This window comes from Gordonia amicalis NBRC 100051 = JCM 11271 (genome assembly GCF_000332995.1).
Lineage (GTDB): Bacteria > Actinomycetota > Actinomycetes > Mycobacteriales > Mycobacteriaceae > Gordonia > Gordonia amicalis.
In genome coordinates this window covers 14,839-27,599 of the sequence record NZ_BANS01000009.1, presented here as the reverse complement: position 1 = coordinate 27,599, position 12,761 = coordinate 14,839, and the positions used below count along the sequence as shown (strand labels likewise).

Here is a 12,761-nt window from a genome sequence, read left to right as displayed (position 1 = left end):
GTGCTGATTCCTCTCGGCAACCCCTCTCCGTCCGGTACGACGCCCCGGGATGTGCCCGCTGCCGCGCCCACCCGGGTACGACGACCATCGCGTGGGCGCATCCTCCGCCGCGCGACACCGTACATGTATCTCGCCCCGGCGGTCGCGTTGCTGGTGATCTGGACGTACCGGCCACTGGCGCAGGCCGTGCAGCTGTCGTTCCACTCGTGGAACCTGCTGCCGGACAACCCGATGGTCGGGGTCGGCGGGGACAACTACCGGCGGCTCACCGAACTCCCCGAGGTCGGTGAATCCCTTTGGCACACAGTGGAGGTCATCGTGGGACTGTTGCCCTTCGCGGTACTGGCCCCGGTCGTGATCGCGTTTGCGAGCCGCAGCGTCACCGGCCGGATGCGGGTGATCTACCAGAGCGTCATCTTTGCACCGTTCCTCGTCGCGCCCGTGGCATCGGCGGCGGCCTGGCGGTGGCTGGCCGAACCGGAGGACGGTGCCATCAATCGCGTCCTCGGTCTCGAGGTCAACTGGATCAACGACACCCGGACGGCGCAGCTCGCGATCATCGTGATCACCGGGTGGCATGTCGTCGGCTTCGCCGTCCTGGTCGTCACGGCCGGCATCGCCGGCATCAACCCCGACTACCACGAGGCCGCCCGCGTGGACGGTGCCACGAACGCGCAGATCGACCGGTGGATAACGCTGCCGCTGCTCTCTCCGTCCCTCGTGCTCCTGGCGCTGCTCACCGTGCTCCTGAGCGCGCAGTGGACCTTCCCACTGATCGACACCCTCACCCAGGGTGGTCCGTCCGGTGCCACCACCAACGTGTACTACCTGTTGTGGGAGTACGGCTTCCAGACCTTCGATGCCGGCATGAGTGCGGCGATGGGCATCGTCGTCTTCGTCCTGTTCGGACTGCTCGCCGCCGGGCTGGTCCGCCTATCGGAACGGGTGACCTTCCATGACGACAAGTGACCTGCGGACCCACGACCTGACCGGCGCCGCCACCACGCGTGACGCCGCGACAGCGGTGGGTGCGGTTCCCGCCCGCGAGTCACGCGCCCGCGGCGTCACCCGCGGTGCACGGATACGCGGTCACCTCGTCCTCGCCACCATCGCGGTGGCCTGCGGGTTCCCGATCTACTGGATGGTCGCGACCGCGCTGCGACGACCCGAGGACCAGTACTCGCTGGCCCCGCTGCCGTGGCCGCTGTCATTCCAGAACTTCGCCGACGCGGGGGCGCAGACCGATGTAGTCCGTCTGCTGCTCAACACCTGCGCGGTCGCCACCGGCTCGATGGTCGCGCAACTACTCGTCGCGTTGCTCGCGGCCTACGGATTCGCCGTCTTCGAATTCCGTTTCAAGGGACTGCTCTACCTCGGTTTCGTCGGCACCTGGCTGGTGCCCTTCCAGGTCACGATGCTGCCGAACTACGTTCTGCTTCAGCAGCTCGGTCTGCTCAACACGCTGGCCGGCGTGGTGATGCCGACGATGTGCTCGGCTCTCGCCGTGCTCATGCTGCGCCAGCACCTGGAGTCCTTCCCCAAGGAGCTGGTGACGGCCGCCGAGTTGGACGGCCGGGGGTCGTGGTCGATCCTGTGGACCGTGGTCGTGCCCAACCTGCGGCCGGCGCTGGCGGCGCTCGGAATCCTCCTGTTCATCAATGCGTGGAATGAGTACTTCTGGCTCGCGATGATCCTGCAGCGGGCGGGTTCGGTCGTGCAGATCGGCCTGCGGAGTTTCATGACGGCCGAGGGCACCAACTGGGGCGCGATGATGGCCCTTGCCGGGATGACCTGCCTCCCGGTGTTCGTCCTGTACCTGCTCATGCAACGCCACGTCGTCAACGCGTTCGTGCGCTCCGGACTGAAGTAGGCGTCGGGTCTTGCTCGAGGTGCCCGCATTCGCGTCATCCCGACGAGCACGCGAGTCGCCCGCGTCAGCCGACCAGACGCCGGGAGTCGGCCTCGTCGCCCAGGCAGTCGAGAAAGCGAGCGACCACCGGGCTGGTGTCGTCGGCACGCCACACGGCGTACAGGTCGATGACCGGGATCGGGTCGAACAGCTTCACCGCGACGGGTCCCGGCCCCGGGACACCCCGTCCCACGGCCACCGCACGCGGCAGCGACGCGAAACCGACCAACGGTTTGGCCGCCACCATGTAGGCAGCCGCGCCCGGATCGTCCGCTGTGCCGGCGAGGGTTATCTCGATACCCGCCTCGGCCGCTGCCCTCACGATCGAGTCGTACATCGCGGGGGTCTGTTCGCGCTGGAACAGCAAACACTGCTCGGCGGCGAGTTCGGCGAAGCGCACCCCGGACCGCCCGGCCCACCGATGGCCGCGGCCGACGATCGCCACGATGGGGATGTCGGCGAGCAACCGACGCGACCGGAACTGTCGGGTGTGCGGACGCCCGTACGCCAGGGCGACGTCGAGCGTGCCGTCCGACAGTGCCGCCAGTTGCGGTCCGGTCCGCTTCTCCCACAGCGAGATCGAGATGTCCGGATAGTCCTTGCTCATCCGCGTCATCACCGTCGGCAGGACGTGGTGTCCGGCCGGCAGGTTGTATCCGACGTTCAGCGACCCGGACAGCCCCTCGGCGGTGGACTTGGCGCTGGTGGCCGCTTTCTCCATCTGCAGGACGATGAGCCGGGCGTGGGACTCGAAGGCCTCACCGGCCGAGGTGAGTTTGACCTCGTGCGAGGTGCGCTGCACGAGCTGCACGCCCAACGACCGTTCCAGTTTCTGGAGCTGGGCGCTCAATGACGGCTGGGTGAGGTGGAGACGGGCAGCGGCCCGGCCGAAGTGGAGTTCCTCGGCTAATCGCGAGGAACGAAACCAGGTGCCTGAATTCCACGGATTCCCCCTTGGTCAAGCCGTGATGCGGTCAGGTGATCACGCTATCGACACCGACTAACGTGCGGTGAACTCCGGGCGAAGCCCACCTGTCGGACGGATCCCTGGCCGCAGCACCCTCGATCGGCGAGGGGTCGAGCGCCGTCAGGCCTCCAGAGCCCCTCGGGCACCGCCGAATTCGCGGTCGGCACCGATCTTGGCCCGACGCCCCGCGCGGTCGCCCGCCTTCCGTGCGGCCTCGGAGTAGCCGGCCGATGCACTCGACGGTCGCCACGTGCCGCGTGCGGTGGACTCGGTCTTGTAGAAGTCGGTGACCTCGAGTTCCTTGTTGAGCAACGCCAGCGCCGTCGAACGTTCGGGCTCACCGGACCTCCGCTCGGCGGCGAGGGCTTCTTCGCGGGCGGCGTCGCGCGCCTCGGTGAGCCGCTTGCCGATGCGTTCGGCGAAGGCCGATTGGAAGTTGAGTCGCGCCGTGATGGGCGACAGCGGTTTCTCCTCGATCACCCGGCGGGCACGCCATCCGCTGCCCTTCGTGACGACCCGCGCGAATGTCTCGCCCTTGTACGCCCCCGACCTCAGGTAGGCGTCGCTGGCGGCGACCATCTGGATGATCAGCGACGTGTAGAGCGCCTCGCAGGCGTCGATGTCGGCCTCGTAGCCGTAGGCGAGGACGAAGGTCGAGTTGCTCGCGACGTCGACGGTCACGTCGTTGGCCGCGGTGATGGCCACGAACAGTTGCACGTAGGTGCGCAGGCCGCGCTTGCCCGGCTCGCCGATCTTGATCTGCCGCGAGATGGGGGTGGCCTTCTTGCGGGCGGCCGGATCGTGCGCGCGGGCCACGGCGAGATCGATCGACGACGCCGTGGCCAGACGCTGTGCGGCCTGCATGAACGTCTCGGCTTCGTGCTCGTTGTCGGTGTTCTCCGCCTGTCGCAGGAGGGCGGAGATCCGGGTGAGCAGCTTGTCGTCGCGCATGTATTTCAGACTATCCAGCGGCCCGATCGGTTCCATCGGGCCGCCGACGGGCCGGAAAGGCCAGGGTCGGGAGCTCCGCCCGCGGACAACCAGCGGGCGATGTCGCGCGGGTCTCGCCGAACACGACGCGGGGTGAACACGTCACCGGAGTGGAATCGCGGTCACTGCTTCTCGCAGGCGATGCCGTCCTTGTCGCGATCGCTCTCGTCGTTGGCGTCGTAGAGGGCCTGGTCGACGGTGAAGTTCGTGACCGGGGTGCTGGAGGTCGAATCGACGGCACCGGGCTCGCCGACGCCGTGCGGGTAGTCGGCGTTGAGTGCCGTGCAGTTGGCGTAGTCGGTCGCGGCCGACGCGGGTGCCGCGACCATCAGCGGCGCGACTGCCATCGACGCCGCAGCGACGAACCCCAGAACCATCTTTCGCGAAGCACTCATCGTCGAACTCTCCCTAGACCGATGTGACCAGGCAAAGCTAACCCGGCAGCGTCGTCGGTATCCGCGTTGTGTCGCGGGATTGGTCCGGCCGATGGACAGTGCGCCATGCAAGGTCGTCACGGGACCGAAGGAGCGCGCTACAACCCGAATCGCGCCTGCATCCCGCGCAGGGTCTCGGCCGATGCGAGCAGACCCGCCTCCTCGTCCGGCGACAGCGGCACCTCGAGTCGCGTCTGCGCACCACCGCGGTCGACGACCGTCGGCAGGGACAGACATACGTCCTCGAGCCCGGGGAACCCGGAGGCGACCGTCGAGACGGGCAGCACCCGGTGTTCGTCGCCGAGCACAGCTTCGACGATCCGGGTGGCGGCGAGGCCGATGGCGTAGTTGGTCGCACCCTTGCCTTCGATGATCGCGTAGGCGGCGTGCACGACCTCAGACCGAATGCGTTCGCGGGCAACGGAGTCCATGGCCGGTCGGCCGGGCAAGGCCTTCCAGGATGTCAGCGGCACCCCGCCGATCGTCGCCGAAGACCACAGCGGGATCTCGCTGTCGCCGTGTTCGCCGACGATATAGGAATGCACACTCTGGACCGCCACACCGCAGTGCTGCGCGATGAGGAACCGCAAGCGCGACGAGTCGAGAACGGTTCCGGAACCGAACAGCCGATTCGACGGCAGGCCGGTGACCCGCTGGGCGGCGTAGGTGACGACGTCGACCGGGTTGGTCACCATGAGGTAGATCGCATTCGGCGCGACCTCGAGCACACCGGGCAGAATCGATCGTGTCAAACCTATTGTCGCCTCGGCCAATTCGAGACGCGACTGACCCGGCTTCTGCTTGGCGCCGGCCGTGAACACGACGACGTCGGCGCCGGCGCACACCGACACGTCGTCGGAGCCGATGATGTCGGCACGGGGCACGAACTCGAGACCGTGCGACAGGTCGAGCACTTCCGCGGTGACCTTCGTCGCCTTGATGTCCAGCAGGGCGACGGTCCGCGCGACCCCCCGGATCAGTGCTGAGTAGGCGATCGCGGTGCCCACCGCGCCCGCGCCGATGATGGCCAGTTTCGTGGGCCGTCCGTCCATCGGATCACCGTCCGCCTCGGTTCGATTCGCGTGTGGTCGTTGCTCTGCCGGCCCCAGCCTACGACCTCCGGGCAACACTCGCCCGGCTACGCGACGGTGGGGCCTCGGTGTCCGTATTGCTAACCTCACCGGAGAGATCGGTCGCACCTGCACAAGCGGGTGCCAGGGAACCTGGTGCGAATCCAGGACTGGCGCGCAGCGGTATGGGGGACGGACCCGACATCAAGCCACTGGGGCAACCCGGGAAGGCGTCGGGTTCGGACGAACCCGAGTCCGAATACCTGCCGTTCTCGTCGAGTCCACCCGGTATCTCGCGCACAGATGCCCAGACCGAAGGCAGTACCACCCGTGCCCCGTCCTCCTGACGGCACGACGATGATCGCCACCGACACGTCGGTAGGGCGACTTCCGTCGATGCCTCTTGCCCTGATCCTTCTCGTTCTCACCCTGGTGAGCATTACTGTCGCCACCGCTTTCGGCGCCGAGACCATACCCATCGGTGATGTCTGGCGTACCGTCGCCGGGCGTCTCCGGGGTGACGAGCTCGACGCCGCGCACTCCGTCATCGTCTGGGATCTACGTTTGCCGCGTTCGGTTCTCGCGGCGATCGTCGGCGCCGGTCTGGCCCTCGCCGGTGCAGTCATGCAGGCCCTTGTCCGCAATCCGCTCGCCGAGCCGTACCTTCTGGGCGTGTCCGCCGGAGCCGCGGTCGGCGCCACGGCCGTCATCACGCTCGGTTCGTTTGCCGCCCTCGGCGTCTGGGCGTTGTCCGGCGGCGCCCTGGTCGGCGCACTCGTGGCGTCGGTCACCGTGTACGCGGTGGCCCGGGCGCAGGGCGGACTGACCGCCTTGCGCCTGATCCTCTCCGGGGTGGTGCTGTCGTCGGCGTTCATGGCGCTGTCCTCGTTGCTGGTGTTCACGTCCGCGGACCCGCATGCCGCCGACAACGTGATGTTCTGGATGCTGGGCAGCGTCGCCGGCGCGACCTGGGCGAAAGTCCAGATCGCCGGCGTCGTCGTCGCCCTCACGGTGTTCGCGATGCTGGCGATCCACTCCTGGCTCGACGCCTACGCGGCCGGCACGGCCACCGCGACGTCCCTCGGGGTTCCCGTGCGTGCCATGCGGAACGCGTTGTTCGCGGTCCAGGGCATTCTCGTCGGAGTCCTGGTCGCGGTCGCGGGCGGAATCGGATTCGTGGGATTGATCGTCCCCCACGCCGCTCGCCTGCTGGTCGGCGCGACGCACCGGGCGATGATCCCCGTCGCGGTCTGCGGCGGTGCCCTGTTCCTCGTGTGGGTCGATGTCATCTCACGAGTGGCGGCCTCACCACGCGAGATGCCGCTGGGCATCGTGACCGGACTGATCGGCGCACCCATCTTCCTGTTCTTGATGGGACGACGCCAGTACGTGTTCGGCGGCGGGTCCTGATGAGCTCCGGCACACGTTCGATGACCCTGTGCGCGAGCGCCGTCAGCTGTCGTCGTGGGGGCCGCACGATCCTGCGCGAGGTGGACCTCGACGTCCCGGCCGGAACCCGCCTCGCCATCGTCGGCCCGAACGGGGCGGGGAAGAGCACGTTGCTCCGGACCCTGTGCGGTCTCGAGAGACCGGCGACCGGGCGTATCCGGTTGGCCGGCGACGATCTCGATCGTCTTCCCGCGCGGCGTCGTGCGCTGTCGATCGCGGTCGTCGGTCAGGATGAACATCCGTCGTCCGAACTCACGGTCGCCGAAGCGGTCGGCCTCGGACGCACGCCGTACCGGTCTGCCTGGTCCACAGGCAATTCCGACGACCACGAGATCATCCGGTCCGCTTTGGAGCAGGTGGGACTGGGCGGTTGGGAACGCCGGTCGTGTATGCATCTGTCGGGCGGCGAACGGCATCGAGTCGTGCTCGCCCGCGCGATCGCCCAGCAGACGCCGATCGTCGTTCTCGACGAGCCGACGAACCATCTCGACGCGGCCTGGCGGCTGCGGTTGATGCAGATCCTCGACGACCTCGACGCCACGGTCATCGCCGCCATGCACGACCTGGACCTCGTCCTCCGCCATTTCGACTCCGTCGCTGTCGTTTTCGACGGCGGCATCACCGCGCACGGCCCGCCGGTCGAGGTGTTGACACCCGATCTGCTTACCTCGGTCTTCGATGTGTCCGGCACCGTCGTGTCGCACCCCGAGACCGGTCTCCCGCATCTCCTGTTGAACTCTCCCATCACTGCGCAGCAGGCCCACACCAGCAAGGAAAACCGATGAACCGCACCATCACCCGAGTCGCACCCACACTCGCCGCCGTAACCGTTCTCCTAGGGGTGGCCGCAGGCTGCGGCACCGAGTCCGACGCCACCGCATCCGACACCGTGACCGTCACCAACTGCGGCGCCGAGGTCACTTTCGACCAGCCTCTCGATCGGCTGTTCGCCAACGACGGCGGGATGATCGCGATCGCGCTGGCGGCCGGCGCACGCGACAAGATGGTCGCCGTCAGCGCGCTCGCGCGCGACAAGGACGTTCTCCGACTCGAATACGGCCCGCAGGTCGACACGCTCGACGAGGTAGCCACCGAACCGCCCACGCTCGAGAACATCGTCGGGGGCCAAACCTGAGGTCCTGTACGCCGGATACAACTACGGCATGAGTGAGTCCCGGGGGATCACCCCGGAGATCCTGGCCTCGCACGGCATCGACGTGTACCAGCTCTCGGAGGCATGCCGTCAGGCCGACGGTCAGGCACCGCGGGGCACGATGGATCCATGGGTCGCGCTCGACACCGACCTGCGCAACATCGGCACCATCACCGGCAATCCCGAGCAAGGGGCGAAGGCGGCCGACGAGATCGCCGACCGCCTCGAAAGCCTCCGCAGCGCACCGCAACCGACGGAGAAGCCGACGGTCTTCGTCTTCGACAGCGTCTCCGACACCATCTTCTCGTCGGGCGCTTTCGGCGGACCGCAGGGCATCATCGACGCCGCGGGCGCGCGGAACGCCACCGAGGACGTCCAGGACACCTGGACCGCGGTCAGCTGGGAGCGGATCACCACGGCCGACCCCGATCTGATCGTCTTCGTCGACTATCCCGGCCAGTCCGTCGAGCCGAAGATCGAGGCGCTGCGCACGAATCCGGCCGGCCGCAACCTGAAGGCCGTGCGCGAGAACCGCTTTGTGAACCTTCCCTATGCGATGTGGGTGTCGAGTCCGCTCAACATCGACGCGGCCGAGACCTTGCGGTCGGTCCTCGAGGCACATGATCTCGTCCCCGCGTCGGGGATCACCCCCACCCTCGACGTCCGGCAGCTGGGTCTCGGCGGCAACGACTGGCTGAACTGAGCCGTCACCCCATCCCGGAAGTGGCGATGCTGCGGGCGGTTCAGCGGATGGTGACCGGCTGCCCGGCGACCATGAGAACCACCTCGTCGGCGAGGTCGGCGATTCCGGCGTTCAGACGGCCGAGCTCGTCGCGGAACAACCGGCCCGACGCGGTGGCCGGGACGACACCGCTGCCGACCTCGTTGCTGACCGCGACGACCGGGACCGCACAGGTCCGCCAAGCGTCCAGGAGATCGTCGACATCGGCTCGCATGGTGTCCAGATCGCCCTTCTCCCAGGCATTGTGGTGATCGATCCGGGCGGTCAGCCAGGTACCGAGGCAGTCGACGAGGACCGGCTGAGCCGCCGACCGCAGGACACCGGCGACGTCGGTGTCCTCGACCGTCGTCCACGACGCCGGCCGGCGCCGGCGGTGGCTTTCGACACGGCGCTCCCATTCGGGATCGCCGGTGCGCGGACCGCCCGCAGCGACATAGACGACGTCGTCGACGCCGGCCAGCAGGCCTTCGGCGTACCGAGACTTCCCCGACCTCGCTCCGCCGGTGACGAAGACCCGACGCCGCACCGGTCCACCCATGTCGAGCACCTCCCCGTCTCGTCCCGCGCGCGCACCCAGACCTCGAAGCCGCTCGCGCAGCGTGCCGACCGGCGGATTGTGGTGTCCCAGGTGAACTGCCACGACGTCGGTGGAGTCGACGACGGCACCGACCTTCCGCATGGCCTCGACCATCGTCGCGAAACCGGTCAACCCCAGATGACCGTCGGAGAGGTCCTCGCGATCGCCGAAGGTCTCCTCGAGGAAGACCGCGTCGAATGCGACGCCCGCGACCGCCCCGAACCACTCACCCGGCCAGACGCCGGTGTCACTCGCCCAGAGCAACCGCGTGCCGTCGGGGCCGGTGACGTCGTAGAGGACCGCATCACCGTCGCGAAAGACCTTGTGGCGTGCGGGAAGCACTCGCACGTCATACTCCCCGACCCGCACCTGATCACCGGCGACGACGGGAGTGAACCGCACCGGGTCGCCGGGACCCACCCACGCTCGACAGGAGTCGAGGGCATCAGCCGGCCCGATGACCTCCAGATCGCCGGAGCGCTCGACCCATGACCGGAACAACAATGATTGCGGCGCAAGGTGATCGGCATGTGCATGAGTGACCAGGACATGTCGCACCCCGGCGAGCGAACATCCGTGGCGGACCGCCGCGCCGGGCGCGTCCGGCCCGAAGTCGAGCATCAGCACGTCGTCGACGAGTGCCGCGGTCTGGGCACGGAAGTCGCGGAGACGGCGCGCATCATCACAGGAGACGCAGTGGCAGAACGCATTCGGCCAACCGTCGGCGGCGCCCGTGCCCATTAGCGTGACCTTCATCGCGATGTTCCCGAATCCCGAACCGGCAGCACGGCCGGGCCGTCACGACGGTCGAGCACCTCCACCTTCGCGGCGTAGACATCCCGCAGGCGTTCGGCGGTGAGCACCTCGGCGGGCGGACCGTCGGCGACGATGCGTCCCCGGTCGAGGAGCATGAGTCGTTGCCCGTACTGAGCCGCGGACGTCAGGTCGTGCATCGCGGCGATGACGGTCAGCTCGCTGGCCCGCCGCATGGAGTCGACGAGGTCGAGGACCTGCTGCTGATGGCCGATGTCGAGGGCGCTGGTCGGTTCGTCGAGGAGCAGCACACGCGGTTGCTGGGCCAGCGCCCGCGCGAGCACGACCCGCTGCAGCTCACCACCCGACAGCGCGGACGCGGACCGGTTCGCGAACTCCTGGAGGTCGAGGCACTCGATGACGTCGTCGACCACCTCACGGTCCGAACGGGTTTCACCACTGAACCGGGCGATGTGCGGGGTGCGGCCCAGACCGATGAGCTCGCGCACCGACGTGCCCTCCGGCACGATCGGCCGCTGCGGCATCAACGCCACGGCGCGGGCTGTCTCGCGGCGACGGGCGCGACCGGGGTCGACGCCCGCGACGTCGATCCGTCCGGTCGAGGCCACCAGACCGGCGAGTGCGTGGAGCAGCGTCGTCTTGCCCGAACCGTTGGGGCCGACCAGGGAAACCCAGGCGCCCGAGCCGATCTCGAGGTCCACGTCGTGCAGGACCTCCACTCCCCCACGGGATGCGCAGACACCACGGCAGGTGATCGAGGCGGTCATTGCGGACTCCGACCGCTGCGCCGGAGGACGACGAGGAAGAACGGCGCGCCGATGGCCGCGGTGACCACACCGATCGGCAGCTCGGACGGCGACATGGCCGTCCGAGCGACCACGTCCGCGAGCACCAGGAACGCCGCGCCCACCAGCAACGACAGCGGCAGCAGTAGTCGATGTCCGGGTCCGACGAGAAGCCGGACCGCATGCGGGATCACGATGCCCACGAACCCGATCAACCCGCTCACCGACACCACGGCCGCGGTCCCCAGGGTCGCCACGCAGACGAGCAGCAGTCGCGCCCGTTCGGGTCTGATCCCCAGACTCGACGCCTCGATGTCGCCGACCGCCATGACGTCGAGTGTGCGCCCGAACAGCACGATGACGGCGACACACGCGACGACGTACGGCAGTACGGTGATGACCTCGGACCAGCCGTCGGTGGCCAGGCGCCCGAGCATCCAGTTGTAGACCTGCCGCAGCGTGTCGTCGTGCTGCTGCATGAGGAAGGTCTGGATGGCGTTCGCGAAGGCCGCGACCGCGACGCCGGCGAGGATGATGACCACCTCGGTGCGGCCACCGCCGACGGTGCGGCCCAGCGCATACGTCGCTGCGACGGCCACGATGCCGCCGACGAACGCCGCGGGCGGCAGGCCGATCGTGCCGGCCGCGCCGCCGAGGACGATCGCGACGGTCGCGCCCAGCCCGGCGCCGCTGGACACGCCGAGGAGATACGGGTCGGCGAGCGGATTGCGGAAGACGCCCTGATAGGCGGCACCGGCGACGGCGAGCATCGCACCGACCAGCGCGCCCAGTGCCACCCGCGGCATCCGCACCTCCCAGAGGATCGTCTGCTGACGCCGGGTGAGCCCGGACTCGACGTCGACGAGCGGGAGGCGGTCGAGAAGGTCGAGCAGAACGCCCTTCGGTGTCAGTCCGGCCGGGCCGACGAGGACTGCGAGCAGACATGCGCCCAGCAGCACCGCGACGGCCCCGCAGATGACCCCGACCCGACGGCTCACCATCTCAGTTCGAGGGTTGTCCGTCGACGCCGGAAACGATCTGGGCAACGTCCCGGACCAGGTCGACGACGCGCGGACCCCATCGGCTCGCGATGTCCTCGTCGAGGACGTGGACCTGCCCGTTCACGACGGCACGCAGGTCGCTCCAGCCGGCACGCGCGGCGACCTTCTCCGGTGTGACCGCGCAGCACTGGGAATCCGCCAGGAAGATGATCTCGGGATCGCTCTCCAGGATGTACTCGGTCGACAGCTGCGGATAGCCGTTCTGCCCGGATGCGATCGACCGCAGGCCGAGAAGCCCGTAGATCTGGCCGAGGTAGGTGTCGTCGGTGACGGTGTAATACGTGTCGTCGAGCTCGTGGAAGTAGGTCAGCGGCACCTCGCGCAGCGGGACGGTCCGGACGGTCCGCTCGATCTCGTCTCGCATCGACGCGACGAGCTGATCGGCCTTCTCGGCGTGGCCGGTGGCCTCGCCGATCTGCTGGATCTGTGCGTACGTCTCGTCGAGGTTCTTCGCCGCGGGGAGCCGCAGCACCTCGACGCCCACCCGGTCCAGACCGGCGATGATGTCGTTGTTGTCGTCGGTCAGGACGACGAGATCGGGGTCGTAGGCGAGGATCGCCTCGAGGTTCGGGGTGTACCCGGACAGTGTGGTACGCGGGGCCTCGGCGGGATAGTCGGACTGGTCGTCGACGGCGACCACCTGATCACCCGCACCGACGGCGAACAGCATCTCGGTGGTCGTCGGACTGAGCGACACGATCTTCGACGGCGTCCCCGACCCCACCGCGACGTCGTTCCGGCCATCGTCGGCACCACAGCCGACGAACACAAGCAACATCGTCAGCAGCGCGGCGGTCACCGCACCACCACGACGACGGGTTCCGGCAGGGATTCTCACCACGAGCCAATG

Annotated in this window: 12 protein-coding genes, 1 pseudogene and 1 riboswitch; of the genes and pseudogenes, 5 read left to right on the top strand and 8 right to left on the bottom strand. The window is 68.4% G+C overall.

The window, feature by feature from the left end:
- Together GOAMI_RS05030 and GOAMI_RS05025 are read left to right on the top strand one after the other, a co-directional pair.
- On the top strand, window positions 1-969 hold the full coding sequence (locus GOAMI_RS05030) for a carbohydrate ABC transporter permease (RefSeq protein WP_006435313.1): 969 nt from the start codon (window positions 1-3) through the stop codon (window positions 967-969).
- The gene (locus tag GOAMI_RS05025) at window positions 956-1,870 is read left to right on the top strand and encodes a carbohydrate ABC transporter permease (protein ID WP_006435312.1); all 915 of its coding nucleotides are present in this window, start codon (window positions 956-958) and stop codon (window positions 1,868-1,870) included. The genes GOAMI_RS05030 and GOAMI_RS05025 overlap by 14 nt, the downstream gene beginning before the upstream one ends.
- A gap of 64 nt (window positions 1,871-1,934) precedes the next feature.
- Here the strand turns inward: GOAMI_RS05025 and GOAMI_RS05020 are convergent, their stop codons facing one another.
- The 4 genes from GOAMI_RS05020 to GOAMI_RS05005 form a co-directional block, all read right to left on the bottom strand.
- The gene (locus tag GOAMI_RS05020; RefSeq protein ID WP_374978477.1) at window positions 1,935-2,759 is read right to left on the bottom strand and encodes a LysR family transcriptional regulator; all 825 of its coding nucleotides are present in this window, start codon (window positions 2,757-2,759) and stop codon (window positions 1,935-1,937) included.
- A 237-nt stretch (window positions 2,760-2,996) separates the two neighbouring features.
- Window positions 2,997-3,827, bottom strand: a complete 831-nt coding sequence (locus GOAMI_RS05015) for a DUF2786 domain-containing protein (protein WP_006435310.1) — start codon at window positions 3,825-3,827, stop codon at window positions 2,997-2,999.
- A gap of 161 nt (window positions 3,828-3,988) precedes the next feature.
- Window positions 3,989-4,261, bottom strand: a complete 273-nt coding sequence (locus tag GOAMI_RS05010) for an excalibur calcium-binding domain-containing protein (RefSeq protein WP_006435309.1) — start codon at window positions 4,259-4,261, stop codon at window positions 3,989-3,991.
- A gap of 137 nt (window positions 4,262-4,398) precedes the next feature.
- Window positions 4,399-5,352, bottom strand: a complete 954-nt coding sequence (locus GOAMI_RS05005) for an L-lactate dehydrogenase (protein WP_006435308.1) — start codon at window positions 5,350-5,352, stop codon at window positions 4,399-4,401.
- Between the two features lie 121 nt (window positions 5,353-5,473).
- Window positions 5,474-5,655, top strand: a riboswitch (cobalamin riboswitch).
- Window positions 5,656-5,727: 72 nt separating this feature from the next.
- Here GOAMI_RS05005 and GOAMI_RS05000 point away from each other — a divergent pair.
- The 3 genes and pseudogenes from GOAMI_RS05000 (at window position 5,728) to GOAMI_RS04990 (ending at window position 8,675) form a co-directional block, all read left to right on the top strand.
- On the top strand, window positions 5,728-6,780 hold the full coding sequence (locus GOAMI_RS05000; protein ID WP_024499804.1) for a FecCD family ABC transporter permease: 1,053 nt from the start codon (window positions 5,728-5,730) through the stop codon (window positions 6,778-6,780).
- On the top strand, window positions 6,780-7,604 hold the full coding sequence (locus tag GOAMI_RS04995; RefSeq protein WP_024499803.1) for an ABC transporter ATP-binding protein: 825 nt from the start codon (window positions 6,780-6,782) through the stop codon (window positions 7,602-7,604). Before GOAMI_RS05000 ends, GOAMI_RS04995 begins: the two co-directional genes overlap by 1 nt.
- Window positions 7,601-8,675: pseudogene (locus GOAMI_RS04990) on the top strand (ABC transporter substrate-binding protein). The gene GOAMI_RS04995 and the pseudogene GOAMI_RS04990 overlap by 4 nt, the downstream one beginning before the upstream one ends.
- A gap of 40 nt (window positions 8,676-8,715) precedes the next feature.
- On the opposite strand, the gene GOAMI_RS04985 reads toward GOAMI_RS04990, so the two are convergent.
- From GOAMI_RS04985 to GOAMI_RS04970, 4 genes are read right to left on the bottom strand one after another with little or no spacing between them, the layout of a single operon-like run.
- Window positions 8,716-10,047 carry a bifunctional adenosylcobinamide kinase/adenosylcobinamide-phosphate guanylyltransferase gene (locus GOAMI_RS04985; protein ID WP_006435302.1) on the bottom strand — a complete coding sequence of 444 codons (1,332 nt, stop codon included), beginning with the start codon at window positions 10,045-10,047 and terminating at the stop codon, window positions 8,716-8,718.
- On the bottom strand, window positions 10,044-10,832 hold the full coding sequence (locus GOAMI_RS04980; protein ID WP_006435301.1) for an ABC transporter ATP-binding protein: 789 nt from the start codon (window positions 10,830-10,832) through the stop codon (window positions 10,044-10,046). Before GOAMI_RS04980 ends, GOAMI_RS04985 begins: the two co-directional genes overlap by 4 nt.
- A complete protein-coding gene (locus GOAMI_RS04975; protein WP_024499802.1) occupies window positions 10,829-11,851 on the bottom strand; it encodes a FecCD family ABC transporter permease in 1,023 nt (340 codons plus the stop codon). Before GOAMI_RS04975 ends, GOAMI_RS04980 begins: the two co-directional genes overlap by 4 nt.
- Before the next feature lies 1 nt (window position 11,852).
- Window positions 11,853-12,752, bottom strand: a complete 900-nt coding sequence (locus GOAMI_RS04970) for an ABC transporter substrate-binding protein (protein ID WP_024499801.1) — start codon at window positions 12,750-12,752, stop codon at window positions 11,853-11,855.
- Window positions 12,753-12,761: the final 9 nt, after the last annotated feature.